The organism is Leisingera sp. SA215, from assembly GCF_055902035.1.
Map to the genome: position 1 here is coordinate 30,016 of NZ_JBVVXU010000004.1, position 26,425 is coordinate 56,440.

Annotated in this window: 28 protein-coding genes; 21 read left to right on the top strand and 7 right to left on the bottom strand. The window is 61.6% G+C overall.

From position 1 onward, the window contains the following. The first annotated feature begins 66 nt into the window (after positions 1 to 66). The 15 genes from AC0KW6_RS05910 to AC0KW6_RS05980 all read left to right on the top strand — a co-directional run bounded on the left by AC0KW6_RS05910 (position 67) and on the right by AC0KW6_RS05980 (position 12,821). The gene (locus tag AC0KW6_RS05910; RefSeq protein ID WP_323783867.1) at positions 67 to 375 is read left to right on the top strand and encodes a DUF1330 domain-containing protein; all 309 of its coding nucleotides are present in this window, start codon (positions 67 to 69) and stop codon (positions 373 to 375) included. A 42-nt stretch (positions 376 to 417) separates the two neighbouring features. Beyond that, on the top strand, positions 418 to 879 hold the full coding sequence (locus AC0KW6_RS05915; RefSeq protein WP_323783871.1) for a tellurite resistance TerB family protein: 462 nt from the start codon (positions 418 to 420) through the stop codon (positions 877 to 879). Beyond that, positions 879 to 1,319 carry a tellurite resistance TerB family protein gene (locus AC0KW6_RS05920; protein ID WP_323783865.1) on the top strand — a complete coding sequence of 147 codons (441 nt, stop codon included), beginning with the start codon at positions 879 to 881 and terminating at the stop codon, positions 1,317 to 1,319. Before AC0KW6_RS05915 ends, AC0KW6_RS05920 begins: the two co-directional genes overlap by 1 nt. Beyond that, positions 1,316 to 2,080, top strand: coding sequence for a phosphate/phosphite/phosphonate ABC transporter substrate-binding protein (locus AC0KW6_RS05925; protein WP_323783863.1), 765 nt, complete (start codon positions 1,316 to 1,318; stop codon positions 2,078 to 2,080). The genes AC0KW6_RS05920 and AC0KW6_RS05925 overlap by 4 nt, the downstream gene beginning before the upstream one ends. Positions 2,081 to 2,223: 143 nt before the next feature. After that, entirely contained in the window at positions 2,224 to 3,003 is a 780-nt protein-coding gene (locus AC0KW6_RS05930) for an ABC transporter ATP-binding protein (RefSeq protein WP_474034403.1), read from the top strand. Positions 3,004 to 3,049: 46 nt separating this feature from the next. Continuing rightward, a complete protein-coding gene (locus AC0KW6_RS05935; protein WP_474034404.1) occupies positions 3,050 to 3,757 on the top strand; it encodes a transporter substrate-binding domain-containing protein in 708 nt (235 codons plus the stop codon). Between the two features lie 108 nt (positions 3,758 to 3,865). Continuing rightward, positions 3,866 to 4,750 (top strand): ABC transporter permease, encoded by an 885-nt coding sequence (locus AC0KW6_RS05940; protein ID WP_323776702.1) that lies wholly within the window; start codon positions 3,866 to 3,868, stop codon positions 4,748 to 4,750. After that, the gene (locus AC0KW6_RS05945; RefSeq protein WP_474034405.1) at positions 4,747 to 5,553 is read left to right on the top strand and encodes an ABC transporter permease; all 807 of its coding nucleotides are present in this window, start codon (positions 4,747 to 4,749) and stop codon (positions 5,551 to 5,553) included. Before AC0KW6_RS05940 ends, AC0KW6_RS05945 begins: the two co-directional genes overlap by 4 nt. A 194-nt stretch (positions 5,554 to 5,747) precedes the next feature. Further along, positions 5,748 to 7,067, top strand: coding sequence for a glutamine synthetase family protein (locus tag AC0KW6_RS05950; RefSeq protein WP_474034406.1), 1,320 nt, complete (start codon positions 5,748 to 5,750; stop codon positions 7,065 to 7,067). A 72-nt stretch (positions 7,068 to 7,139) separates the two neighbouring features. Then, entirely contained in the window at positions 7,140 to 7,820 is a 681-nt protein-coding gene (locus AC0KW6_RS05955) for a type 1 glutamine amidotransferase (RefSeq protein ID WP_474034408.1), read from the top strand. Continuing rightward, a complete protein-coding gene (locus AC0KW6_RS05960) occupies positions 7,820 to 9,178 on the top strand; it encodes a glutamine synthetase family protein (protein ID WP_323776695.1) in 1,359 nt (452 codons plus the stop codon). Before AC0KW6_RS05955 ends, AC0KW6_RS05960 begins: the two co-directional genes overlap by 1 nt. 106 nt (positions 9,179 to 9,284) lie before the next feature. Beyond that, positions 9,285 to 10,595: an NAD(P)/FAD-dependent oxidoreductase gene (locus tag AC0KW6_RS05965; protein WP_474034409.1), complete on the top strand. Its 1,311-nt coding sequence runs from the start codon at positions 9,285 to 9,287 to the stop codon at positions 10,593 to 10,595. A 158-nt stretch (positions 10,596 to 10,753) separates the two neighbouring features. Continuing rightward, a complete protein-coding gene (locus tag AC0KW6_RS05970) occupies positions 10,754 to 11,959 on the top strand; it encodes a DegT/DnrJ/EryC1/StrS family aminotransferase (protein ID WP_323776691.1) in 1,206 nt (401 codons plus the stop codon). A 92-nt stretch (positions 11,960 to 12,051) separates the two neighbouring features. Next, a complete protein-coding gene (locus AC0KW6_RS05975) occupies positions 12,052 to 12,573 on the top strand; it encodes a hypothetical protein (RefSeq protein WP_323776689.1) in 522 nt (173 codons plus the stop codon). 53 nt (positions 12,574 to 12,626) lie between these two features. Beyond that, complete coding sequence (locus AC0KW6_RS05980) at positions 12,627 to 12,821, top strand: hypothetical protein (RefSeq protein WP_024089577.1); 195 nt, start codon at positions 12,627 to 12,629, stop codon at positions 12,819 to 12,821. Between the two features lie 181 nt (positions 12,822 to 13,002). Here AC0KW6_RS05980 and phaR read toward each other — a convergent pair whose 3' ends face one another. Then, positions 13,003 to 13,557, bottom strand: coding sequence for a polyhydroxyalkanoate synthesis repressor PhaR (phaR, locus tag AC0KW6_RS05985; RefSeq protein ID WP_323776687.1), 555 nt, complete (start codon positions 13,555 to 13,557; stop codon positions 13,003 to 13,005). Between the two features lie 196 nt (positions 13,558 to 13,753). Here phaR and AC0KW6_RS05990 point away from each other — a divergent pair, with 196 nt between their 5' ends. Then, on the top strand, positions 13,754 to 14,068 hold the full coding sequence (locus AC0KW6_RS05990; protein WP_474034411.1) for a hypothetical protein: 315 nt from the start codon (positions 13,754 to 13,756) through the stop codon (positions 14,066 to 14,068). Between the two features lie 163 nt (positions 14,069 to 14,231). Next, on the top strand, positions 14,232 to 15,980 hold the full coding sequence (locus AC0KW6_RS05995; protein ID WP_474034413.1) for an adenylate/guanylate cyclase domain-containing protein: 1,749 nt from the start codon (positions 14,232 to 14,234) through the stop codon (positions 15,978 to 15,980). Positions 15,981 to 16,074: 94 nt separating this feature from the next. Here AC0KW6_RS05995 and AC0KW6_RS06000 read toward each other — a convergent pair whose 3' ends face one another. After that, positions 16,075 to 16,524, bottom strand: coding sequence for a phasin family protein (locus tag AC0KW6_RS06000; RefSeq protein WP_323776683.1), 450 nt, complete (start codon positions 16,522 to 16,524; stop codon positions 16,075 to 16,077). 132 nt (positions 16,525 to 16,656) lie between these two features. After that, the gene (locus AC0KW6_RS06005; protein ID WP_323776681.1) at positions 16,657 to 18,459 is read right to left on the bottom strand and encodes a PHA/PHB synthase family protein; all 1,803 of its coding nucleotides are present in this window, start codon (positions 18,457 to 18,459) and stop codon (positions 16,657 to 16,659) included. Positions 18,460 to 18,592: 133 nt separating this feature from the next. On the opposite strand from AC0KW6_RS06005, the gene phaZ reads away from it, so the two are divergent. Both phaZ and AC0KW6_RS06015 read left to right on the top strand, forming a co-directional pair. Continuing rightward, a complete protein-coding gene (gene phaZ / locus AC0KW6_RS06010; protein WP_474034414.1) occupies positions 18,593 to 19,867 on the top strand; it encodes a polyhydroxyalkanoate depolymerase in 1,275 nt (424 codons plus the stop codon). 4 nt (positions 19,868 to 19,871) lie between these two features. After that, positions 19,872 to 20,444: a DUF6151 family protein gene (locus AC0KW6_RS06015; protein ID WP_474034415.1), complete on the top strand. Its 573-nt coding sequence runs from the start codon at positions 19,872 to 19,874 to the stop codon at positions 20,442 to 20,444. Here the strand turns inward: AC0KW6_RS06015 and AC0KW6_RS06020 are convergent. From AC0KW6_RS06020 to AC0KW6_RS06030, 3 genes are all read right to left on the bottom strand, one after another. Beyond that, positions 20,441 to 21,061, bottom strand: a complete 621-nt coding sequence (locus AC0KW6_RS06020) for an alpha/beta fold hydrolase (protein ID WP_474034416.1) — start codon at positions 21,059 to 21,061, stop codon at positions 20,441 to 20,443. The two genes, AC0KW6_RS06015 and AC0KW6_RS06020, sit on opposite strands and share 4 nt — an antisense overlap. A gap of 227 nt (positions 21,062 to 21,288) precedes the next feature. Continuing rightward, positions 21,289 to 21,714 (bottom strand): VOC family protein, encoded by a 426-nt coding sequence (locus AC0KW6_RS06025; protein WP_323776674.1) that lies wholly within the window; start codon positions 21,712 to 21,714, stop codon positions 21,289 to 21,291. A 113-nt stretch (positions 21,715 to 21,827) separates the two neighbouring features. Continuing rightward, a complete protein-coding gene (locus AC0KW6_RS06030; RefSeq protein ID WP_474034417.1) occupies positions 21,828 to 22,577 on the bottom strand; it encodes an alpha/beta hydrolase in 750 nt (249 codons plus the stop codon). A gap of 132 nt (positions 22,578 to 22,709) precedes the next feature. Here AC0KW6_RS06030 and AC0KW6_RS06035 point away from each other — a divergent pair, with 132 nt between their 5' ends. Then, positions 22,710 to 23,717: an Lnb N-terminal periplasmic domain-containing protein gene (locus AC0KW6_RS06035; RefSeq protein WP_474034418.1), complete on the top strand. Its 1,008-nt coding sequence runs from the start codon at positions 22,710 to 22,712 to the stop codon at positions 23,715 to 23,717. A gap of 102 nt (positions 23,718 to 23,819) precedes the next feature. On the opposite strand, the gene AC0KW6_RS06040 is transcribed toward AC0KW6_RS06035, so the two are convergent. Then, positions 23,820 to 24,068: a hypothetical protein gene (locus AC0KW6_RS06040; RefSeq protein WP_323776670.1), complete on the bottom strand. Its 249-nt coding sequence runs from the start codon at positions 24,066 to 24,068 to the stop codon at positions 23,820 to 23,822. A 282-nt stretch (positions 24,069 to 24,350) separates the two neighbouring features. Here AC0KW6_RS06040 and thrS point away from each other — a divergent pair, with 282 nt between their 5' ends. After that, on the top strand, positions 24,351 to 26,297 hold the full coding sequence (thrS, locus tag AC0KW6_RS06045) for a threonine--tRNA ligase (protein WP_474034419.1): 1,947 nt from the start codon (positions 24,351 to 24,353) through the stop codon (positions 26,295 to 26,297). The last annotated feature ends 128 nt before the right edge of the window (positions 26,298 to 26,425 follow it).

The window sequence follows — 26,425 nt, forward strand, 5'->3', positions numbered from 1 at the left end:
CATTGTCTTTGCCCCGCTTTTGTATCAGCCTGCCTGCAACCATAAGAACAAGGGAGGCTGCAGCCCATGCCTAATGACACCAGGCCCAAAGGATACTGGGTGGCCCATGTGGATGTGCACGACATCGAGCGCTACAAGGAATACATTAACGCAAACGGCCCAGTCTTTGCTGAGTACGGCGCAAAGTTCCTGGTGCGCGGCGGAGGCCGGGAAGTGCGCGAGGGCCAGTTCCGCGCCCGCACCGTGGTAATTGAATTCAAGGATTTCGAAACCGCAAAAGCCTGCTATGATTCCATGGCCTATCAGGATGCCAAGGCGCTTCGCGATCCTGTCTCGGCGGGTGATATGCAAATCATCGAAGGTTACGGTGCCTAATGCCGCCGGTCCTGCTGCTATTCCAAAGGTCTGCTGATGCCCTTGCTCAAGAAATTCTTCCAAGCGTTCCGTCCCTCTGAGACGCCGGCGCTTCCGGACCCGGATGCCGAATTGGCACTGGGTGCCCTGCTGGTGCGGGTGGCCCAGTCCGACCGCGAATATCAGCTGGAAGAAATCAGCCTGATCGACCGGATCCTGGCCCGGCTCTACCAGCACAACGCAATCGAGGCTGCCAAGGTGCGCGCCACCTGCGAAAAGCTGCACGCCGCGGCACCGGAAACCGACACCTTCGGGCGGCTGATCCGTGAGACCACCGGGCTGGAGGAACGGCTGGCGGCGATGGACGCGCTGTGGGAAGTGGTGCTGGCCGACGGCAACGAGCGCGCGGGTGAAGTCACCATCGTCGAAGAGGCCCGCAAGGCTATGGGCCTGTCCTATGCCGACAGTCAGAAAGCCCGCGCCCGCGCGGTTGAGAAATTCAGCGGCACCGCGGAGGAAAGCTGATGTTCAAGGAGCTTCTGCAGCGGCTGCTGGAACCTGGGCCTGCGCCGCTGGATGATGAGGGCGCGCGGCTTGCCCTGACCGCGCTGCTGGTGCGGATCGCCCGCTCTGACCACAATTACTCCGAAGTGGAAAAGGACCGGATCGACCGGATCCTTGCCACCCGCTACAGGCTGGACACCGGCGGCGCGCTGATCCTGCGCGAACAGGCTGAGGCGATGGAGGCCGAGGCCCCCGACACTGTGCGCTTTACCCGGGCGATCAAGGATGCCGTGGCCTATGAGGACAGAACCGGAGTGATCGAGGCGCTGTGGCAGGTGGCCTTGGCCGATGGCCGCCGCGATGCGAATGAAGATGCTCTGCTGCGGCTGTCTTCCAGCCTGCTTGGGGTTTCGGATGTGGACAGCGCCAGGGCGCGCAAACGGGCAGAGGCTGCATTATGATTGCTCATCTTGGAATGTATGACCGCCCGGAAACCGCTGAGGCTAACGACCGGTTCTGGGCATTGATCCGCGCCCATCTGGGCCACGGGCCGGAACAGCTGACCCGCGGCGCCGATTTCTGGGAGGTTTGGAAATCGCCGGAGCTGCTATTGTCGCAAACCTGCGGCCTCCCCTTCCGCACCCGGCTCTATGGCGAGGTAGAGCTGGCCTGCACCCCGGACTACGGCCTGCCCGGCTGCCCGGCGGGCTGTTACAACAGCGTCTTCATTGCCCGCGGCGCGGACGCAGGCCAGCCTCTGTCAGCCTTTGCCGGCCGTCGCTTTGCCTATAACGAAGGGTTGTCCCAATCCGGCTGGGCCGCACCGATGGTGCATCTGCACGACCGCAGCATCCTGCCAGGTGCGCTGGTGGAAACCGGCGGCCACAGCCTGTCGGCCCAGGCCGTTGCCGAAGACCGGGCCGATTTCGCAGCACTGGACGCGCTGACCTGGGAATTGGTCAAGAGGCACGACGGGTTCGCCGAAGGCCTGACCGAAATTGAACGCACTGAACCGACGCCCGCCCTGCCCTATATCACCGCCCTGGGCCAGAACCCGCAGACGCTTTTTGCAGCCATCGAAGCCGCAATCCGCGGGCTGGACGAAGACACCAGGAACCTCTTGCATCTGAAGGGGCTCGTGCAGTTTGCCCCCAGTGACTACTTGGCGGTGCCAACCCCTCCGGGGCCAGTGCTGACCGAACAGCGCATCCGGGCTGCTTAACTGACGCCGCGTTTCCTTCCGAAATGGCGGATCCCCCCGTCACTTTGGTCCCCGCAGTGCCGGCTTTTGCGGTTTGAACGTTGCATTCGGTCTTTTTTTCGGTCCAATAAGAACGGATTTCCACTTACAGGGACAAAAACGCCTTGACCGATACTTCGCCCGTTCTGCAAATCCGCGGCCTGCATAAATCCTATGGCGAGCTGGAAGTGATCAAGGGCGTTGATATCACCGCCCACAAGGGCGGCGTGGTCTCTCTGATCGGGTCTTCGGGATCAGGCAAGTCTACCCTGCTGCGCTGCTGCAACCTGCTGGAAGACAGCCAGGAAGGCGAAATCCGGTTCAAGGGCGAGCCGATCACCTGGTCCGGCGTGGGACCGCACCGCCGCCCGGCAGACGCCAAACAAGTCCTGCGAATCCGGACCAACCTGTCCATGGTGTTCCAGCAATTCAACCTGTGGGCCCATATGACCATCCTGCAGAATGTGATGGAAGCCCCGGTCACCGTGCTGGGCCGCAACCGGGCCGAGGTGGAGGAAAAAGCCCGCCATTACCTGGCTAAGGTCGGCATCGGGGACAAATGCGACGTCTACCCGGCGCAATTGTCAGGCGGTCAGCAGCAGCGCGCCGCAATTGCCCGCGGCCTGTGCATGGAACCCGAAGCACTGCTGTTCGACGAACCTACCTCCGCACTCGATCCCGAGCTGGAGCAGGAAGTTGTCAAGGTGATCAAGGACCTCGCTGCAGAGGGCCGCACCATGCTGATCGTGACCCATGATATGAACATGGCGGCGGATGTATCCAGCCACGTCGTCTTCCTGCACCAGGGTCTGATCGAGGAGGAAGGAACCCCGGAGGAAGTCTTTGGCGGCACCCGCTCTCAACGGCTGCGTGCATTCCTGTCCTCGACCCGCCACGCGCATTAAGCAATAACAAACACGTCCAATAACAAAACAGAACGGGAGTTAACTCATGAAGTCACTGATCCTTGGCACCGCCGCCCTGGCGCTGACCGCGGGCATGGGCCTGGCGGACACCGTGCGCCTGGGCACCGAGGGCGCCTATGCGCCGTGGAACTTTGTCAACGACGCTGGCGAGATCGACGGCTTCGAGCGCGAACTGGGCGACGAGCTGTGCAGGCGCGCCGAGCTGACCTGCGAATGGGTCAAGAACGACTGGGATTCGATCATTCCGAATCTGGTCTCCGGCAACTACGACACCATCATCGCCGGCATGTCGATCACCGACGAGCGTGACGAAGTCATTGATTTCACCCAGCCCTACACGCCGCCGGATCCGTCCGCCTATGTGGCGCTGTCGGCAGACGTTGACCTGGAAAACGGCGTGATCGCGGCGCAGGCGACCACCATTCAGGCCGCCTTTGTGGCCGAGCAGGGCTGGACCCTGGTCGAATTCGCCACCCCGGAAGAAACCGTCGCCGCTGTGCGCAACGGTGAAGCTGACGCGGTTCTGGCCGACAAAAGCTTCCTCGACACTGTGGTTGGCGATGACCTTGTGATGCTCGAAAAAACCGAAGCGCTCGGCGGCGGCGTTGGCATGGGCTTCCGCGAATCCGACGCAGAACTGCGCGGCACGTTCGACGCGGCGATCCAGACGATGAAAGACGACGGCACGCTGAACGAACTGATCGCCAAATGGGAAGTCTCTTCCCTGTGGTAATCTGATCCTGTTTCAGGATCTGCAGGCCCGCCGCTGCGGCGCGCGGGCCTCATTTATTCTCATCCGGCGCTGCCCGCCGGGCGTGAACAGAAAAAGACAGGCTCACCTATGTTTTCCTATTGCACGGACCCATCAACGCTTGAGGGGTTGAGCTGGCTTAGCTGCTACCTGACCACCGGCAAGCATTTGAACCTTTATATCTCGGTCTTTGTGGTCCTGACCCTGCTGGCCATCACCGCACCGGTTGCGCTGCTGTTCGGATTCGGCGCGGCCAGTGCCGCCCGCTCCAAGATCCTGCCGCTGCGCTGGTTCGGGATCGGTTATACCAGCATTGTGCGCGGTGTGCCCGATATCGCCTTCTTCCTGTTTTTCGTCATCGCGCTCGACCAGGCGTTCGAATGGATGCGCCACAAGGTGAAATGCCCGGACTGGGACGAACCGGTCCGGCGCGGCATCGACTTTGTGGTTTGCGATGCAGCAAAACTGCCGCTGTCCACCTCGCCGCAGTGGGTGCATGAGACCTATGGCTTCTTCCTGGCGGTACTGACCTTCTCGATCGTTTTCGGCGCCTTTGCCGCCAATGTCCTGTTTGGCGCCATGCGTGCCGTGCCGCACGCCCAGATCGAAACCGCCGAAGCCTATGGCATGACCACCCGCCAGGCCTTCTGGCGCATCCTGGTGCCGCAGATGTGGGTCTATGCGCTTCCGGGCCTGTCGAACCTGTGGATGGTGCTTATCAAGGCCACCCCGCTGCTGTTTCTGCTGGGGGTCGAGGACATCGTTTATTGGGCACGGGAACTGGGCGGCACCAAAACCTCCAGATTCACCGACTACCCGCATCCGAACTGGCACGTCTGGTACTTTCTGGCCCTGCTGGTGTTCTACCTCTGCTTTACCAAAGTGTCGGAAGTGGCACTGGACCGCATCATGAAGCGCCTGACCAAGGGCCAGGCCACTGCGGCAGGCGAAGCACAGAGAAAGGCAGCGGCATGAGTTGCATTGAAACCATACAGGCCTATGCCTTCCGCTCCCTGGGCTTTGGAGAACGGCTGCTGCCCAAGGGCGACTACACCCTGTGCGAACACTTCACTCTGATCGGCTCCGGTCTGATCTGGAATGTTTACTTCGGCATCGTTGCCCTGACGACTGGCTTTTTCCTGGCCGTCGCCCTGGCGGTTGGCAAATCCAGCCCCAATCCGCTTTGGCGCAAACCAGCGGAGTGGTTCATCTTTGTGTTCCGCGGCAGCCCGCTGTTCATCCAGTTCTTCTTTGCCTACGCTTGCTTCCTCAGCCTCAAAAGCGTCTCCAGCTTCTTTGATCCCTTCACCTCGGCCTGGCTGGGCGCCTTGGTCGTGCTGTTCTGCAATACCGCGGCCTATTCCGGCGAGATCTTCTATGGCGCACTCTTGTCGATCCCCAAAGGCGATATCGAAGCGGCCGACGCCTATGGCATGTCCGGCTGGGCGCGGTTCCGCCGGATCACCTTCCCGACCATGATGCGGCTGGCCTGGCCTGCCTACACCAACGAGGCGATCTTCCTGTTCCACGCCACCACGCTGGTGTTCTTTTCAGGCTTTCCAGCCTGGCGGCAAAAGGGCGATGCGCTGTACTACGCCAGTTATTTCGCGGACAAGACCTTCAATCCTTTTGTCCCCTACCCGATCCTGGCCTTCTATTTCATTCTGCTGACACTGGTCGTCATCTCCGTGTTCGGTTTTGTGAACAAACGGCTGAACCGGCACCTTCCGCAAGAGCGGCGCAGCCGGACCAAGCTGAGGTTCAACCTGATCCGCTGAATTCAGAATGGCTCCTTCGGGAGCCATTTTTTTGAAACGCCGGATCGCGCCGGGCGCGTTTTGGGCCTCTGACCGCAGGGTGCTTTCCCTGAAGATGAAGCCGCCGGAGCGTCACCTCAAACTTTTGATCAAATTATCTTGGCGAATGGAATTCTCTGCGCTAGGGTTGGCGCAACACATTCATGGAGCCTCCAATGGACCTGTCCGGACTAAAGACCATCCGCATTGCCGCCTGTGACATGAACGGCCAAATGCGCGGCAAACGCCTGCCTGCCGGCATGGCCGCCAAGCTGGACAGCGGCGCGGCCCGGATGCCGATCTCCACCCTCAATGTCGATCTCTGGGGGTGCGATGTTGAAGACAACCCCCTGGTGTTTGAAACCGGCGACGCCGACGGGGTGATGCTGCCCACCGAACGCGGCGCCGTACCGATGCCCTGGCTCAAAAGCGCCTCGGCGCTGGTGCCGATGGCGATGTACTGGGAAGACGGCTCAGCTTTCTTAGGCGACCCGCGCCACGTTCTGACCGATGTGCTGTCGCGCTATGCCGAGCGCGGCTGGACCGTTGTGGCCGCGACGGAAATGGAATTCAGCCTGCTGGATGACAGCGGCCTCCGCCCGGCACCGCCGATCGACCCGCTGACCGGCCGTGAGCTGGATCAGCAATCGGTGCTGTCGGTGGCCGAACTGGATGCCTTTGATGACTTCTTCACCGATCTCTATGACGGTGCCGAGATGATGGGCATCCCCGCCCAGTCCGCAATTTCCGAGGCAGGCCTGGGCCAGTTTGAAATCAACCTGAACCATCAGGAAGCGATGCGCGCCGCAGATGATGCCTGGCTGTTCAAGGCCTTGGTAAGAGGGCTTGCACGCAAACACGGCTTTGCGGCGACTTTCATGGCCAAACCTTATCCGCAAGAAGCCGGTAACGGAATGCATGTGCATTTCTCGGTCGAGGACAAGGACGGCAGCAACGTCTTTGACAACGGCGGCGAGACGGGATCGGACCTGCTGATGCACGCCGTGGCAGGCTGTCTGGCCGCGATGCCCGCCAGCTCGCTGATCTTCGCCCCGCACGGCAATTCCTATGACAGGCTGGTGCCTGGCGCCCACGCGCCCGTCAGTGCCGCCTGGGCCTATGAAAACCGCACCGCCGCCATCCGCATTCCCGGCGGCAGCCCCAAGGCCCGGCGCATCGAACACCGCGTCGCCGGCGGCGACATCAACCCCTATCTGATGCTCGCAACCGTGCTTGGCTCTGCCCTGGCCGGGATCGAAGATCAGATGCAGCCCCCCGCCCCGTCCGAGGGCAACATCTACGAGATCAAGGGCCTGCCGCAGCTGGCCGCCGACTGGGAGACCGCGATCAACTGGTTCGAAAGTGATCCGCTGATCGCCCGCGTGCTGCCGGAACTCGCCATCCGGAACCTGGTGATGACCAAACGGCAGGAGCTGAAAGGCTTTGCCGAGCGTCCCCGTGAGAGCCATTGGCTGTCCTGGCTGGAAGCGGTATAGCACTGCCTTGCCCCGGAGCTTGCCTGCTCCAGCCCCCTCAGCTAGGCTCAATTTGATCAAATCTGGTGACTTATGAAAATCGGCATCCTGCAAACTGGACACTCCCCCGAAGATCTGTTCGGCCCTTTCGGGGATTACGACGGTATGTTCCGCGACATGCTGGACGGCAACGGCTTTGAATTTCAAACTTGGGCGGTGGTGGATGGTATATTTCCAGACAGCGCCGATGACGCCGACGCCTGGCTGATCACCGGCTCCAAGCACGGCGCCTATGAGGACCACGCCTGGATCCCGCTGCTGGAAGCGCTGATCCGCGAGATCAACACCAGGAAACAGCCGCTGGCCGGCATCTGCTTCGGCCATCAGATCATCGCCCAGGCGCTTGGCGGCAAGGTCAGGAAGTTTGAGGGCGGCTGGGCCGTGGGCCGCGTCACCTATCAGGTGGACGGCCGCGAGCTGACCCTCAATGCCTGGCATCAGGATCAGGTCGTGGAGCTGCCCGACTGCGCCCGCGTGCTGGGCGGCAACGACTTCTGCCGGAACGGCATCCTGGCCTATGGCGACCATATCATCTCCTGGCAGCCCCACCCCGAATTTCCCAGCGCCTTTGTCGGCGGCCTGATCGAAAAACGCGGCCGCGGCGTGGTACCGGACGGCCTGCTGGACCGTGCAGCCGCTGAGCTGGACGCCCCCGTGGACAATCAAGACATCGCAACCTTCCTCGCAGAATTTTACAGGAAAGAGAGGACTTAATGTCAGCCTGGCTCGACGCCCTTCCCGAAGCAGCAAAAACCTATCTGGAGGGCCGTCGTCTCGACGAAGTTGAATGCGTTATCTCGGACCTTCCCGGTATCGCCCGTGGCAAGGCGGTACCGGCATCCAAATTCGCAAAGACCGACTATTTTCATCTGCCTGACAGCATCTTCTACCAGACCATCACCGGGGACTGGGCTGATGCCGCGGATGAAGACGGCTGGATAGAAAAGGACATGACGCTGAAGCCGGACATGTCCACTGCCACGGCCGCGCCCTGGACCGGCGACTGGACGCTGCAGGTGATTCACGACGCCTATGACCGCGACGGCAAGCCGATACCCTTCAGCCCCCGTAACGTGCTGAAGCGTGTTGTGCAGCTCTATCATGACAAGGGCTGGAAACCGGTTGTGGCGCCCGAGATGGAGTTTTTCCTGGTCGCCCGCAATATTGATCCTGCACATGAGATCAAGCCGATGATGGGCCGCTCCGGCCGCCCGGCGGCGGCGCGCCAGGCCTATTCGATGACTGCGGTCGATGAATTCGGGCCGGTGATCGACGATATCTATGATTTCGCCGAAGCCCAGGGCTTTGAAATCGACGGCATCACCCAGGAAGGCGGCGCCGGCCAGCTGGAGATCAATCTGCTGCACGGCGACCCGGTCAAACTGGCGGATGAAGTCTTCTACTTCAAACGGCTGATCCGCGAAGCAGCCCTGCGGCACGATTGTTTTGCCACCTTCATGGCCAAGCCGATCGAGGATGAGCCCGGCTCGGCCATGCATATCCACCATTCGGTTCTGGATATGGAAACCGGCGAAAACATCTTCTCCGGCCCGCAGGGCGGCGAGACGGATGCGTTCTACAACTACATCGCAGGGTTTCAGAACCATCTGCCGGCGGGCCTGGCAGTGATGGCGCCTTATGTGAACTCCTACCGCCGCTATGTGAAAGATCACGCCGCCCCGATCAATCTGGAGTGGGCACGCGACAACCGCACCACCGGAATCCGGATCCCGCTGTCGGGTCCCGGGGCGCGGCGGGTCGAAAACCGCATCGCCGGCATGGATTGCAACCCTTACCTGGGCATCGCGCTGTCGCTGGCCTGCGGATACATTGGCCTGATCAACGAGGAACGCCCGCGCAAGCAGTTCAAGGGCGACGCCTATGAGGGCGAAGGCGATATCCCGCAAGTGATGGGTCAGGCACTGGATCTGTTTGATGAGGCCACCGAACTGCATGAGGTTCTGGGCCCGGAGTTCGCCCGCGTCTATTCCATCGTGAAACGTGCGGAATATGACGAGTTCCTTCAGGTGATCTCCCCCTGGGAGCGCGAACATCTGCTGATGAACGTGTAAGCCCTCTGGCGCTGCGCCTGGGCGCAGCGCCAGTGCAATTGAGTATTTAAGAAAAGATGAAGTGCAGGCTGCCCGCAAGGGCGCCTGCCACCGACAGAGGTGCGTGATGGGCATGAACCTGCTCTATTCCAATGACCGCAAGGGCCATTATCCAAACAGCTGGTACGCAGCGACGGCCACGCCAATGGAGCGATTTCCGGCTCTGGCGGGGGAGCTGACAGCGGATGTCTGCATCGTTGGCGGCGGCTATACCGGCCTGTCCGCTGCGCTGCATCTGGCCGAAGCCGGGCAGCGTGTCGTTGTGCTGGAGGCGCACCGCGCGGGCTTTGGCGCCTCGGGCCGCAACGGCGGCCAGCTCGGCAGCGGCCAGCGGATGGAACAGGACGGGCTGGAAGCGCTGATGGGCGAGCCCGAAGCGCAAAAGCTCTGGCAGCTGGGCGAGGACGCCAAAAACCTGGTGAAAGCGCTGATTGACCGGCACCAAATCGACTGCCACCTGAAACCCGGCATTGCCCATGCGTGCTTTTCCAAAAGCGAGGCCGCCCATGAACGCGCCTACGCCGAGCACCTGCAAAACTGCTATGGCTACGATCAGATCCAGCCGCTGGATGAAGCCGGGCTGCAGACCGTCTGCCCCTCTCCCGCCTATAAGGGCGGCTCGCTGGACATGGGGGCCGCCCATCTGCATCCGCTGAACTTTGCCCTGGGCCTGGCCCGGGCTGCGGCAGGCGCCGGCGCGCAGATCTGCGAGCAAAGCGAGGTTCTGGACATCCAGGAAGGCGCGCAAATCCGCGTGCGGACTGCAAGCGGCACTGTTACAGCCGGACATTTGATCCTTGCCTGCAACGGCTACCTGGGCGGATTGAACCGCCAGGTCGCCGCGCGGGTGATGCCGATCAACAATTTCATCGTGGCAACCGAACCGCTGGGCACGGATGCCGCGCGGGTGCTTGCCCGTGACGTGGCGGTGGCAGATAGTAAATTCGTGGTGAACTATTTCCGCCTCAGCGATGACAAGCGCCTGCTGTTCGGCGGCGGCGAAAGCTACGGCTACCGCTTTCCTGCCGACATCGCGTCCACCGTGCGCAAACCGATGCAGCAGATTTTCCCGCATCTGAAAGACGTCCGTATCGACTACGCCTGGGGCGGAACCCTGGGCATCACCATGAAGCGGATGCCTTATCTGGCGCGCCTTGCGCCGAATGTCCTGTCTGCTTCGGGCTACTCCGGCCACGGCGTCGGCACCGCCACCCATGCGGGCCAGCTGATGGCACTGGCCCTGCAGGGCCAGGCCGAGGGCTTCGACACCTTGGCCCAGGTCCCCGCGCCCCGTTTCCCGGGCGGGCCGCGGATGCGATCTCCGCTGCTGGCTCTGGCCATGACCTGGTTTTCCCTGCGTGACCGGCTGGGGATCTGACAGTCCCTTCCATCCTTGTCCGAGTGGCCGGTTTCCGCGCAACTCCGCAACAGTTCTGTGAAATTTCGCCTGCAGCGGCGATTTCCGCTGCAGGGACCCTTGGCAACTCCGGCATCCATATTTACATTTTCCACAGAAACAATTCGGGATTCTGAAATATGGCTCTGCCGCCCAACGTTCATGACGCTGAACCCATTCCCGCAGCTGCCCGTGAGGCCATTGAGGCCCTGATGCAGTCGGGCGATCTGTTCCGCTACACTGCGCCGGAAAACGCACCTGTGACGCTGCTGGAACAGGAGTATGCAGACCTTTTGGGAAGCAAATATGCGCTGGCAGTCTCCTCCTGCTCTGCCGCCTTGTTCCTGTCACTGAAGGCGCTTGGCCTGCCCCGCGATGCACATGTGCTGATCCCCGCTTTCACCTTTGCCGCGGTGCCCTCCTCGGTGGTGCACGCCGACTGCGTGCCGGTTCTGTGCGAGGTGGGCGAAAACTACCGCATCGACATGGCGGATTTTGAGGCCAAACTGGGCGGTGTGCAGGCGGTGATCATCAGCCACATGCGCGGCCACACCTCGGACATGGACGCGATCATGGCGCTCTGCGACGCCCGCGGCATCCCGGTGGTCGAGGACGCGGCCCATTCGCTTGGCACCACCTGGAACGGCCGCAACATCGGCACCATCGGCACGGCGGGCTGTTTTTCCTTCCAGTCCTACAAAATGGTCAACGCCGGCGAAGGCGGCATTCTGATCACCGACGACGCCGACCTGATTGCCCGCGCTGTCATCATGTCCGGCGCTTACGAGCACAATTGGAAAAAACACAAGGGCCCGCATGGTGAAAATGCCCCGGATCTGGAACAGGCTTTCGCCAAGTGGCAGAACCAGCTGCCGCTATATAATCTGCGGATGAGCAATCTGTCCGCTGCCGTGATCCGCCCGCAGCTGCCGGAACTGGCACGCCGGGTGCGCGACGGGCGGGCCAACCATGACTATGTGGCCGCGCGTCTGAATGCCTCCCCTTATTTTGACGTGCCAGCACCGCTTGCCCCTGAACGCCGCGCGCCGGATTCGATCCAGTTCAACCTGGCGGGTCTCAGCGCGGCGCAAACCCGCGCCTTTGCCAGCGCGGCAGAATCCAAGGGAGTCAAAGTGCAGGTCTTCGGCCTCTCCAGCGACAACGCCCGCGCCTTCTGGAACTGGCAGTTCCTGCGCGAACAGCCCGAGCTGCCGCAAACCCGCGCCATGCTGATGAAGGCTTGCGACGTGCGGCTGCCGGTGCGCCTGACCCGTGCCGAGCTGGATGTCATTGCAGATATTCTGCTGGCTGCGGCCAAGGAAACGATGGCCAAGGCAGCCGCCTGAAAAGCACCGGTGCTAGACCACGCAACCGCCCCGGCCCTGTGCCGGGGTTTTTCGTGATTGCAATCCTGGGCTGTGCCGTCCAGTTTGCAGCCATGACTCCGCTTCCCGAATTCGAACGGCGCCCGGCCACAGCCCTGGTGGCAATGGCCAATGCGCTTGGCATGGGCGATCCCGTCAGCGAGGACGCGCTGATGCAGGTCATGCGCGCGGTTTCCGCCAGCAGCGGCGAACGGGCGGCCCTTCTGGCTGCGATCGGAGCCGCAAATGATCCGGAAACCGGAGTCACGGTGGCGGATTTGCTGACCGCCTTTGCCACCCGCGCCGGCGATGCCGAAGCCCAGGTCCAGGATGCGGATCAGGTCATCGGCCAATGGTCGCAGCGGCTCGCCGCCGGCGCGCTGCTGGCCAGCTTCGCCGCCGCCATCGCCGGCACTGTAACCGGCGGGCTGGCCTTTGGCCTTACTCTGCTGTCCTTTTCCGGCTTCATCTTCGCCACCGCCTCCCGCCTCGGGGGACGGGCGCGGCAGCGTCTCAAGGCACAAGAGCGCGAGGCGGCAGAAACCCTGGCCCGCCACGTTCTGCAAGCGGCAAATCACACAAACACTGCGAAGTGATATGGAATTTTCAGCGGTCTATGCCTATATTGGACCCGAAACCGGAGAACAGCATGATTGAAGCCATGGGACTGGAAACTGTCATCGTCAGCGCAATTACTGGGGCCTGCACCCTGTCTTTTGCTGCGAGCGTCTATTTGTTCTATCGCTCCAAACCGCAGCCGGAAACCGGCGATTTGGACGAAATCGTCAGGAACGCGCCTTACCACCGGCTGCACAATATCCTGAAAATCAAACCACGCGCCTGACCGCCGCTTCCGGGGTCTGATCCCCGCCGCAGCGCATGGGCGCAGCAAACCTCACTGATAAAAGAAGCTAAACGAGAATGGCACCGCAACGCGGTGCCAAGCCCGGCTGTGAGGAACAGCCGGAGATTGTTTGCGGCCAGGCGGCTGCCCCGGTGATCAGGACCCCGCGCTGTCAATCGCCTCACTTCATCTTCGACAATTTTTCCTGCAGCTCGGCCAACTGCTTCTTGATGTCGTCCAGGTCCTCACCGTCTTCGGATTTCTCTTCCCCGGACGCGCCGCCGGTCCAGCCGGCCGCGCCAATTCCGCCGGTCATTGCCTTTAGAAACGCTTCCTGCTGCGCCTTCATCGCTTCGAACCCCGGCATCTTCGCCATCGGGTTCATCGCGCTCATGTTTTCCATCATCTTTGACTGGCTTTCGCGCAGCATATCAAAGGAAGACTGCAGGAACTGCGGCATTACCCCGCCGCCGGGCACCATGTAGCTGCGCACCAGATCGTTCAGCACATTCACCGGCAACACATTCTCGCCGCGGCTTTCATGCTCAGCAATGATCTGCAACAGATACTGCCGTGTCAGGTCGTCGCCGGTCTTCAGATCAACGATCTGCACCTCGCGGCCTTCCCGGATGAACCCAGCGATATCCTCCAGCGTGACGTAATCGCTGGTCTCGGTGTTATAAAGCCTGCGGCTCGCGTATCGTTTGATCAGCAAGGGTTTGTCCTGTTCTGCCATGTAATCCCTCCCCGGTCATGACGCATTGCAGCAAAGCCTATGCCAGCGCAGAACAAAAGGGAAGCCTCCGCATGTTTTCAGCAACATTTGTTCCTGCCTCCCCTGCAGCGGCTGCAACCAAGACGCGTGACCACAACCCGGCTCGAGATTTGACAGAGGATCCCGCACCAGAAACGGCATCCTGAACGCGCGGGACATGAAAATCCTGATTCCCGGCGGCACCGGATCCACTGGCACCGCCGTCATCCAAGACCTGGTCCGGCACGGGCATGTGGCTACCGGCCTCAGCCGCCAGGATACCTGGGACCGGAAACTGGCGGCCCTGGGTGCCCGACCCTTGGGCAGCGATCTGCGCCACACCTGCAGTCGGGTCCGCGAGATTGCCCGACGCCATGGCAATGACGCCAGCTATGTTGTGCGCAGCCTCAAGCATATCCTGATCAAATCCGGCGATTGGGCCGAAGGCCCGGCATTGGATCAGCAGATAGACACTGGGAACTGCGCCGGATAACTGGCCGTCGGCCGCAGAAAAACAGCCTCCGCAATGCGCAGTTTTGACTTCAGGACGGGAACTCATGAACAAATACTGAACATTTTGCATTTGAGGTGCGAAAATAGATTCTCAATGTGATATAAATCAGTCAGGGTCTTTTGAGTCTGTGGTAGCGGGAATAATGGCTGACCAAGGGGACAGACAAAGACAAGCTGCTGTACTTATTGCCGATGTGGCTGGGTTTTCCGCGCTGGTTGAAACCGGCGAAGCGGAGGCGGTTGCCGCGGTTCGCAGTCTTGCGGACGACATCGTCGTGCCTGTGGCGCATCAGTATTCAGGTCAGCTTGTCAAAACATTGGGCGACGGTTTTCTGCTGGAGTTCGGAACCTCTGTGCAAGCGGTGAAAGCCGCCTTGCTGATTGCCAAGCGGACCGCTGCCTTGGCTGCCAGCCGCCCGCCGCCCCATCTGCACCTTAGAATGGGAATTCACACAGGCAACGTCATTGCTGCCGGGGGCGATCTGTTCGGCAGCTGTGTCAATATCGCGGCCCGCCTCGAAAGCCTTGCCGGGCCCGGTGAAATCTGCGTGTCCGGCACGGTTCAAGAGCAGGTCCGCGGCAGGATCAATGCCGCCTTTGACGATCTTGGCCTGCAAGTCATCCGCAATATCTCAGACCCGGTGCGGATCTTCCGCATCGCCGAAAACCCGCTGCCCCGCTTTGAAGCCGAAGGCCCCGCCTACGAAGTGTCCATCGCCGTTTTACCCTTTCTGAACAAATCCCCTGGTGCACCCAGAGCAGACAGTCTGGCTGAAACCCTGACCGAAGACGTGACCCTCGGCCTGTCCCGGTTCCGGGATCTGCGTGTCATATCCCGCACCACGGCATTCCGCTTTGCCAGCAGCGCATCAGAAACATCTTTGGCGGCGGTGGAACTCGGCGTCCGCTATTTGGCCGAAGGCACGGTGCGGCAGCGGCCTGGAAAACTGCGGGTTACCGTTTCGCTGGCAGATGGCTGCAGCGGTACGACACTGTTCAGTGAACAATACCATCTGGACGATCAAGCCGGCTTCAGCCGTCAGGACGCTTTGGCGCGGCAGATCACCCAAACCCTGGCCGGACAGCTGCAGGCCACCGCAAAACGCATATCGGCCGAAGTTTTGGCAAGCGGCGGCCCCTGGACGTCAAAGGAACTGGTTCTGCAGGCCAAAGCCCTGATCCTCGACACCCGGGACGCCCTGCATCAGTGCCGGGAGCTGTATCAGACCGCCTGTGCCAGCGACCAGGGGAACCCGTCTGCCTATTCGGGATTGGCGCTCACATATCTGGTGGAATGGATGAGCGGCTGGGGCTTGTCGCCCGAGGACACTCTGGATCAGGCCTTCCCCTATCTGCGCCGGGCAGCCCGTATCGACCCGCTGGACAGCGCCGTGCAACGCCGGCTGGCCATCATGCATCTGTTCAAAGGAGAGTTTTCCCTGGCAGAGGACCATTTCCAGCGCGCCCTTGCCCTGAACCCGAACGACACCGAAGCGATGGCCTTCCACGGCCTGTCCTATGTGTACCTGGGCCAGCCTGAGAAGGCCCTTGCCGAATTGGACCAAGCTTCTGACCGCAACCCGTTCCATCCAACTTACTTTCACTGGTTCAGGGGGCTGGCGCTCTACATGTGCCGGGAATACCTGCCAGGCATTTCAGAAGTGAACAAGGCTGTCGGGCTGTTTCCCGGTTTTCCGGCCCCGCACCGCCACTTGGCTGCCTGCTATGCCCAATTGGGAGACAGGGCAGCGGCGGCGCGGCAATGCGGGCGCATCCTTGGCCTCGAGCCGGAGTTTTCGGTCGCCCGCATCAGCAAAACCCTTCCCTTCGTCAGAGCCGCAGATCTGGAGCATTACTGCGACGGGCTGCGGCGGGCCGGACTGCCGGACTGATCTCTGAACAGCAAAAAGGCAGGCCTTGCGGCCTGCCTTTTCTCACAGTCCGGCTCCGTCAGGGAGGAGAGCCAGGGCCGGTCCGTGGTCGATCTTACTTTGCAGCAGCAGAAGCTTTTTTCGCTGCGGAGGTCACTTCGTCGGTGGCCTTCTTCACAGCTGCGGTGGCTTCTTCGCCCATGTCTTTGCCGGCAGCCATCACCAGTTCGACGGTTTCCATCTGGACCTTCTTGGCGATCTCAGCAAAGGCAGCCATGTTTTCAGCAGCCACTTCAGCGGAAGCGGAGGCGAAATCGGTTGCGGCTTTGGCATAGTCGGCCGGGTCGGCTTTGACTTTGGACACATCGCCCAGCTTGGAGATGGTGTCTTTGGTCCACTTGTTCGAGATCTCAGCGGATTTGCCGGCAGCGTCCAGCGCAACGGCGGACAGCTTCTCGTTCAGGGCTGCGGTGTTCTTGAAAACGTCTTCCATCGCTTTGGTGTCAACCGGGAAGGCGCCCATGAAGTCTTTCATCATCGCGGTGAAGTCTTGGGTCTTTGCCATAGTTCTAATTCCTCAGAAAGCTGCAGCAGGACCATCCTGCGCTCTTAGCATGAGAAGAATATGCTTTCTGCGGTGCAGCATTTCAAGGTTTTTCATGCTGCGGTGCAGAAAAAAATCGCAAATCCCGTGAAATCAACGGTTTGCCTTGACCCTGACATAGGACCCGGGGGCAGGCATCAAAGAGGGATACCCCGAATCCCCGGCTTCGCGGGCGGGAACCTGCTTGCCCGACCGCTTCTTCAGCCAATCATTCCAGCGCGGCCACCAGGAGCCCTGGTGGTATTCCGCCCCCTCCATCCAGGCTTCGCTGTCACCTTTCAGATCTGTATTGGTGTAATGGCCGTACTTCTTCTTGCTGGGCGGGTTGACGATACCCGCGATATGGCCGGACTCCGACACGATGAAACTTTTGCTGCGCGACCCCATCTGCTGCACCCCCCGGTAGCAGTCCTTCCAGCGGGCGATATGGTCTGTCTCGCAGGTAATCGACATCAGCGGCACATCCACATCCCTGATATGCAGCTTGTGGCCCATCAGCTCGAATCCGTCGCGGACAAATTCATTGTTCTGGCACAGGCCCCGCAGATACTGAACCGCCATCCGGCCCGGCAGGTTGGCGCCATCGCCGTTCCAATACAGCAGATCAAAGGCCGGCGGCGTCTCGCCCATCATGTAGCTTTTGACGGCGGGGCCATAGATCAGATCCTTGGAGCGCAGGAACGACATGGTCCGTGCAATCACCCAGGAGCGCAGCAGCCCATCCTCTTCCACCTGCGCCTCGATCCCGTCAACGAAATCATTCTGCAGGAACGGCGTGAACTCGCCCTGATCACCGAAATCGGTCAGCGTGGTAAAGAAGGTCGCTGATTTCACCGATTTATCGCCGCGCTGCTTCAACAGCGACAATGTCAGGCTCAGCGTGGTGCCGGCGATGCAGTAGCCGACAGCGTTCACCTGCTTGACCTTGCAGATCTCCTTGACCGTTTCAATCGCGGTCAGGATGCCCTCCTGCATGTAGTCTTCCATCCCCACCTCGGCATGGCTGGCATCCGCATTGACCCAGGAGACGACAAACAGGGTATAGCCCTGCTCGGTCACCCATTTGATCATGCTGTTCTGCGCCTTCAGGTCGAGGATGTAGAACTTGTTGATCCAGGGCGGGAACAGGACAATCGGAGTCTCGTGCACGGTTTCCGTCGCGGGTTTGTACTGGATCAGCTCCATCATCCGGTTGCGGTAGACCACATCGCCAGGCGTGGTGGCGATATTGCCGCCCAGCTCAAAGGCGCTCTCGTCCGCCAGCCGCACCACCAGTTCGCCATTGTTGGCTTCCAGATCGGTGACCAGGTTCTCCAGCCCGTCGATCAGCGACTGGCCTTCGGTCGCAACAGCCTTTTCCAGCGCATCCGGGTTGGTGGGCAGAAAATTGGTCGGCGACATCATCTCGATGATCTGGTCGGCAAAATACGTCAGGCGCTGCTTGTCCTTGCCGTCCAATTCGCCCGCATCCTGCACCGCTTTGCGGATCGCATCGGCGTTGGTCATGTATTGCTGCTTCACAAAATTGAAGTACGGGCTGCTTTCCCACAGCGGATTCGAAAAACGGCGGTCCGCGGGGCCGCCGTCATCGGTGCTGTCCAATTGTCCGGCCAGGGCCTTCTGAGCTTCGGCGAAATTCAGCACCGATTTGCTCCAGTACCCGATCTGCTGCTCCAGGATCTTGGCGGGGTTTTGCATCGCCTCTGTCCAATAGGCGGTTGCTGCGCGTGCATAAAGCTCTCGATTCGGACCATCCAAAGCGGGGTTATGCGGGACCTTCCGGGACATGACATCGGCGAGACGCTTGCTCAGCTCCTCAACGCGGCTCATGTTTTCCTTAAGTTTTTCAATGCTCTCGGAATTGGCCACTGCGGAAAATTCGTCACTAGTTGTCATATAAATGAATCCCTCATAGGCTTTCTGCTATGCAGAATACTCTTCTGCATTTTTCAGGGCAAAGCGGCGATTGGTCCAATGTTCCGGATTTGATGGTCCGATGACGCAGGGGCAAAGCCCGAAGGAGACACGCATGCGATACATGATGACCTACGATCTGATGGAGACAGTCCGGAACACCAACCAATGGCTGGGCGCCACCGCGCTCTCCATGGCATCTTACCCGGTCTTTTCCGCCTTGCCAAACCCTGCTCTCAGCTGGATGGCCGCCTGGGGTGAAGTAACGGAACGTACTTACCAGCGAATGGTGGTGAAACCGGACTGGGGCATCCGCACTTTCACCTGCGAAGACGGCAAGGACCATCTGGTGGACATCACCACTGTGGTCGAACGGCCCTTTGGCGATCTGATCCATTTCAAGGTCAACGGACGCGAAGAACAGCCGCGCAGGGTGCTGCTGGTTGCCCCGATGTCCGGCCATTACGCCACCCTCCTGCGGTCCACCGTCAAAAGCTTGATCGTCAATTGTGAAGTCTACGTGACAGACTGGCACAACGCCCGCGACATTCCTGTTTCCGCGGGGAAATTCGATGTCGAGGACTATACGCTTTACCTCGTCGACTTCATGCGCGAACTGGGGCCGGACACCCATGTTGTCGCGGTGTGCCAGCCGGTTCCCTTGACCCTCGCCGCCACCGCCTATCTGGCCGAGCAGGACCCCAAGGCGCAGCCGTCATCCTTGACGCTGATCGGCGGCCCGGTGGATCCGGACGCCACCCCGACCGAGGTCACCGATTTCGGCCGCCGCGTCACCATGGGCCAGCTGGAGGAAACCATGATCCAGCGGGTCGGCTACAAAAACAAAGGCGTCGGCCGCAAAGTTTATCCGGGCCTGTTGCAGCTGGCCTCCTTCATGTCGATGAACGGCGAGCGCCATTCCAGGGCCTTCATGGACCAGATCCAGCGCGTGTCCCGCGGCGAGGCGTCGGATCATGACGCCCACAACCGGTTCTATGACGAATATCTGGCTGTCATGGACATGACCGCGGAATTCTACCTGTCCACTGTCGAGCGCGTCTTCAAGCGACGCGAGATCGCCCGCAACGAATTCATTGTGAATGGCCACAAGGTCGACATCGGCAAGATCACCAATGTGGCGGTAAAAACTGTCGAAGGCGCCAAGGATGATATCTCTGCCCCCGGCCAATGCGTCGCCGCGCTGGATCTGTGCACCGGCCTGCCTGACAGCATGAAAGCCAGCCACCTGGAGCCGGGCGCGGGCCACTATGGCATTTTTGCCGGCCGCAGCTGGCGCGACAACATCCGCCCGCTGGTGATCGATTTCATGAACACCAACAGCCGCCGGAAACCGGGCCACACGCCTGCGAACAAGAACGCGGCTGCCTGACAGCATGGGGGACGGGCTGGCGTTTTCCTGCAATTGCGGGGCCTTGCGCGGCGACGTGTCAGCGCAGGGCATCAAAGGCGGCACCCGTGTTGCCTGCTATTGCGCCGACTGCCGCGCCAATGAGCTGCACCACGGCCGGCCCGACCCGGCGCCGGATCCGGTGGATCTGTTCCAGCTGGCGCCGGACAGCATCACCATCACCCAGGGCGCCGCGCATCTGAAAGCGCTGCGCCTGGGACCGCGCGGGCCGTTGCGCTGGTACGCATCCTGCTGCGGCACGCCCTTTGCAAACACGCTGGCCAAGCCCACCCTGCCCTTTGCCGGGATGCGGGCAGACCTGTTCCAGGACAAATCCGCACTTGGCAAAATCCGCGCCAAGGCCTTCCTCCCCGTTGCCGGCAAACAGACCCGGACCAAGGGCGGCGGGGTCTTGGCCTGGGGCATTCTCAGCCGGATGATCACGTCGCGCCTGTCCGGCCGCTGGAGGGAAACGCCGTTCTTCGATGCGGCCACCGGCAGGCCGGTGGCCGAGCCCGAATTGCTCAGCAAAGACCAGCGCGCAAAACTTTACTCTTAGGACACCGGCACAGCCAGCCAGTTCAGCAGCGCCCGGTTCACGGCGTCGGGCTGCTCCAGCACCGGCAAATGCCCGGCTCCGGCGATCACCTGCAGCTGCGCATCCGGGATCAGTTGCGCCAGCACCCGCAGCTTGGCGACCGGGGTGATCGTGTCATGCTCCCCCGCCAAAACAAGCGCCGGCACATGCACCCGCCGCATCGTGGCCTGCTGATCCAGCCGCCGCTGCAGCGCGCGGGACTGCGCCACAAACATCTGCGGCCCCAGTTCCATCCCCATTTGGCAGAACAGGTTGTGGACGTCCAGCCGGCCCGGCCCCGGCGCCAGCGCCTCCAGCGGCAGCGTCTCACGCAGCACATCCATCAGCCGTCCGGTCCGGGCTGCGATGATATGCGGTTCCCGGTCAGCGGCCTGCTGCGGCGTTTCCGCCAGCGGGCCCGCGCCCATTATGCACAGCCGGCTGATCCGTTCAGGTGCGCGGCGCAGCAGCTCCATCGCCACGATCCCGCCCAGCGACACGCCTGCCAGGGCAAACCGGGGCGGCAAATGAGCCAGCATCCGGGCGGCAATCCTTTCCACCGTGTCGCCGCCTGCCAGCGGCAGCACCATCACGGGCATACTGCCGGAAAAACTCCTGACCTGAGCGTCAAAGATCCGGCCGTCGCACATTATCCCCGGCAGCAGAACCAAAGGTTCCCGGCACGGTTGCTGGTCATAAGGCATATGCTGCCCTCGCGGTTTGCCTGCCACCCGTTGCCTCAACTCTGCGGAGAACAGCCCCCGGGAGCAAGAAAAACTTCCCGGCTGCGCGGATTTAGAAAGCTGCTGCCGCCGCGGTGCCTCGCCTAGTAGCCGTTCCAGCAAAAGGCGCCATTGCCGGCCAGTTTTGAAAACGGGTTGAAAGCGATTTCCCAGATGTGCCCGTCCGGGCTGCGGAAATAGCCGTGATGCCCGCCCCAGAACACATCCTGCGCAGGCTTCAGCACCGCGGCGCCAGCCGCCTCTGCTGCCGCCAGCAGCGCAGCCACATCCTCCTTGCTGCGGGTGTTGTGGCTCAGCGTCACCGCACCGGTGCCCAGCTCCGCTTCTGCAAGACCGGTCTCAGCCGCCAGCGCCGCCAGCGGATACAGCCCCAACGTCTGCGAGATCAGATCAAAGGCAATCACCCCGTCCGGGCTTTCCGCACGCTGCCATCCCAGTGCTTCGTAAAAGGCAGCCGCCCTTTCCATATCCGGCACACCCAGCGTAATCAGGCTTACTCTCTGTTCCATCAGTCAATCCCATGCCTCTGCAACCACATCCACAGCGCCGCCGCGGCACCCTGCCGCCGGTCCGGCAAAATCATTTCATCATCCAGACTGCCCTATGCGCAGAACCCGCCGCATCAAACCCCGCCCAGAACGTCCAGAACGGCGTCTTCGATCATTGTCAGGCAAGCCTGATCCGAGAACCGGTGGTCGGCATCCTTGACCAGGGTCAGCCGCATGTCGGCGCAGACCGCATGATCCAGCAGCCGCAGCGCGGTCCCGGTTGACACTGCGGTATCCGCCGTTCCCTGCAGGCAACGGACCTTGAAGGGCAGGAGCAACGGCGCGCGCAGCACCAGCCGCAGGCGCCCGTCTTCGATCATCCGCTTGGAGACATGATAGGGCTCCATGTAGTCGCTGGGCAGTTCCACATAGCCTTGCGCCTCCAGCTCGGCCTTCTGCGTGTCGGTAAAATTGGCCCAGTACCCGTCCTCGGTGAAATCCGGCGCCGCCGCGATGGTGACCATCCCCTTGATCCGCTCCGGCACCTCCCGCGCCAGCAGCAGCGCCTGCCAGCCGCCCATCGACGACCCCACCGGGACGATCTCCCCATCGGTCAGATGGGCCACCGCCTCCAGCGTGTCCTCGTGCCAGTCGCCGATGCAGCCTTCCTCGAACATGCCCGAACTTTCGCCATGGCCGGAATAGTCGAACCGCAGAAAGGCCTGACCGCGCGCTTTGGCCCAGGCTTCCAGATGCACCGCCTTGGTGCCCTCCATGTCGGATTTCAGCCCGCCCAGGAACACCACGCACGGCCCCTGCCCGTCGCTCTTGTGATAGGCAATCCGGCGGCCCTGAGCGGTCTCGAGGAAAGATGTGGCGGGCATGTCGTTGGTCTCCTGTCCTTTTTCCTGAAATGTGGCATGACGGCGCCTGCCCCGCAAGCGCCGGCACTCCCTGCTTGCAAGCCCCCCGCCTGCCTCCTTATGGTCCGCGAAAATTTTCAAGGGACCCAGGGCATGTTCAGACTCATCAAAGGCGCTGTGATCGCCGCCGCCATTTTGGCCGTGGCCCTCGCCACCGCCTGGGCGGCTCTGGCGCTGTGGTACCGGCTGCCCTTCGGCACGATACCGCGCGGCCTGCTGGCAGGCGGGTTTACCCTGCTCGGCCTTGCCGTCATCGCCGGTCTGCTCCGCAGGCGTGCCTTGCGGGCGCTGACCACATTCACACTGGCACTGGCCGCGGTGATCCTGTGGTGGTCCACCCTCGCGCCGCCCTCCGAACGCAACTGGTCCCCCGACGTGGCCCGCCAGGTCACCGGCCAGGTTGACGGCGACACGCTCACGCTTACGGATGTGCGCAACTTTGCCTGGCAGACGCCCGAAGCCTACAGCGAACGCTGGGAGACCCGCAGCTATGACCTGACCGCGCTCGACACAGTGGATTTGTTCATGTCCTATTGGGCCGGGCCGCAAATGGCGCATATGATCGTCAGCTTCGGCTTTGACAACGGCGATCACATCGCCTGGTCGGTTGAGGTGCGGCGCCAGTCCGGCGGCGGCTTCTCTCCCATTGCCGACCTGTTCAAGACCAACACCCTTGTGATCCTGGCCGCCGATGAACGCGACGTGATCGGAACCCGCACCAACGCCCGCGGCGAAGACGTGCAGCTGTTCCGTATCGGCGTCAGCCCCGAGACCGCCCGCGCCCTGCTGTTGCAATATGTCGACGCCGCCAACAGCCTTGCCGTCCGGCCGGAGTGGTACAATTCGCTCACTACAAATTGCACCACCGTGGTGATGACAATGATCCGCGCCTTTGCGGACGAAGTGCCGCTGGACTGGCGGGTGCTGGCCAATGGCTACCTGCCGGACTACGCATGGGAACAAGGCGTGCTCGACCAGACCCGCACAATCGGCGAGCTGCGCGCCTTGGGCAGCATTTCCCCGATCGCCCGGGCCCACGGCGTGACCCCGGACTATTCCGCCGTGATTCGCCAAGGCATCCCCGCCTTCGCATCGAACTGATCCGGCTTCTTTCCGGTCTGAAATACTCCGCGGAGCGCGAGGGGCCGGCCCCTCGCCTCTTTTCTGTTTGCAGCTGCGTTCAAAAACCCCCGATGGGCGTGGTCACGAAACGCCCGCAGCCGGGCTGGAAACGGTCTTCCGAGTGCTCAAGCGCCCAAGCAGTTCCTGTATCCGGCTCAAGGTCTCTCCAACCCGCAGCGCCTTTTCGCCGCTCGGCCCGCCCTCGACATGCGCGCAATGCTCATAAGACAGGTGGCGCTGCGACAGGATTTTCTGTGACTGGCAAAGCGCGGTTTCTATCAGGTCCACATCCTCAACCGTCAGGTCAAAGTTCGGGTTCGGGCGGGTCATCGGAACACTCCTCCGGGTATGTCCATAGGGTTAAATCTTCTGGCCACCCTGCCCCAAGCCGTTTTGCATTGCAATATTTTTTTGTTACTTTTCAACTGCTTACCTGTATACACATATGTGCAATCGCATGCACAGGCACACAATGGAAAATTCAGGGGCAATTACAGCGGCATGCAAACCCGTCTTGACTTGCCCCCGCTTTGACCGCAAAACGCGCGGACCAAACACATACCCGCAACCGGGCGTTCTGTGGGCGCCAAACCGACGAGGAGCAGCCAGACAATGGCCCAAATCTCTCTCACCTTCCCCGATGGCAATGCACGGTCCTATGACGCAGGCGTAACCCCTGCGCAGGTGTCCTCCGGCATTTCCACCTCGCTGGCCAAAAAAGCCATTTCCGCCACCGTCAACGATCAGCACTGGGACCTGCAGTGGCCCATTGAAGGCGACGCCACTATTGCCATCCACACCATGAAGGACGAGGCCCAGGCCAACGAGCTGATCCGCCACGACCTGGCGCATGTGATGGCGCGCGCGGTGCAGGAAATCTGGCCCGACACCAAAGTCACCATCGGCCCGGTGATTGAAAACGGCTGGTACTACGACTTTGACCGGGCTGAGCCCTTCACCCCCGAAGACCTCGGCGCAATCGAGAAAAAGATGAAGGACATCATCAACAAGCGTGATGAGGTCCGCACCGAGGTGTGGGAGCGCACCCGCGCGATCCAGCATTACACCGACTTGGGCGAGCCTTATAAGGTCGAGCTGATCGAAAGCATTCCCGGCGATGAGCCGCTGCGGATGTATTGGCACGGCGATTGGCAGGATCTCTGCCGCGGCCCGCATCTGCAGCACACCGGCCAGCTGCCGGGCGATGCCTTCAAGCTGATGTCGATTGCCGGCGCCTACTGGCGCGGCGACAGCTCCCGCGCCATGCTGCAGCGGATCTACGGCGTTGCCTTCACCGGCAAGGAAAAGCTGAAGGCGCACCTCACCATGCTGGAAGAGGCCGCCAAGCGCGACCACCGCAAACTGGGCCGCGAGATGGACCTGTTTCACATGCAGGAAGAGGCACCGGGGCAGATCTTCTGGCACCCGAACGGCTGGAAGATCTACACCCAGCTGCAGGACTACATGCGCCGCCAGCAGGACCGCGGCGGCTATGTCGAGGTGAACACCCCGCAGGTTGTCGACCGCAAGCTGTGGGAGGCCTCGGGCCACTGGGAGAAATACCAGGAGAACATGTTCATCGTCGAGGTCGACGAGGAGCACGCCCGCGAAAAGGCCGTGAACGCGCTGAAGCCGATGAACTGCCCCTGCCACGTGCAGATCTTCAACCAGGGCCTCAAGTCCTACCGCGACCTGCCGCTGCGGATGGCCGAATTCGGCTCCTGCAACCGCTATGAACCCTCGGGCGCGCTGCACGGCATCATGCGGGTCCGCGGCTTCACCCAGGACGACGCGCATATTTTCTGCGCCGAAGACCAGATCGAGGCGGAAACCAAGAAGTTCATCGACTTCCTGTCCACCATCTACAAGGACCTCGGCTTCGAGAAATTCTCGGTCAAATTCTCCGACCGGCCGGAAAAACGCTCCGGCTCGGACGAGGTCTGGGACAAATCCGAGGCGGCCCTGAAGGCGGCAACCGAGGCCGCGGGCTGCGCCTATGAGCTGAACCCTGGCGAAGGCGCCTTCTACGGCCCCAAGCTGGAATTCGTGCTGACCGACGCTATCGGCCGCGACTGGCAGTGCGGCACCCTGCAGGTGGACTTCGTGCTGCCCGAGCGGCTGGATGCGACCTACATCGGCGCGGACGGCGCCAAGCACCGCCCTGTGATGCTGCACCGCGCAACGCTCGGCTCCTTCGAGCGCTTCATCGGCATCCTGATCGAAGAGCACGCAGGCAAGCTGCCGTTCTGGCTGGCGCCGCGGCAGGTGGTTGTCGCCTCGATCACCTCCGAGGCGGATGACTATGTGCAGGAGGTCGTCGCGGAACTGAAACAGGCAGGCGTGCGCGCCGAGGCCGACATCCGCAACGAAAAGATCAACTACAAGGTCCGGGAGCATTCGGTGGGCAAGGTGCCGGTCATCCTCGCCGTCGGCCACCGCGAGGTGGAGGAGCGCACCGTCTCCGTCCGCCGTCTTGGCGAAAAGCAGACCAAGGTCGACTCCCTGGAAAATGTTACAAAGGCGCTGGCGGCGGAAGCAACTCCGCCGGACCTTCTGTAACATTTCCCCGAAAGATCAGCTTCAGCGGCCCCCATTCGGGGGCCGTTTTGTTTCAAACGCCGGCAAAAGCCCCTGAAACCAACGCTCTATGCAGTGGTCCGCCCTCACATAGCCTGACGCCGGCGTGA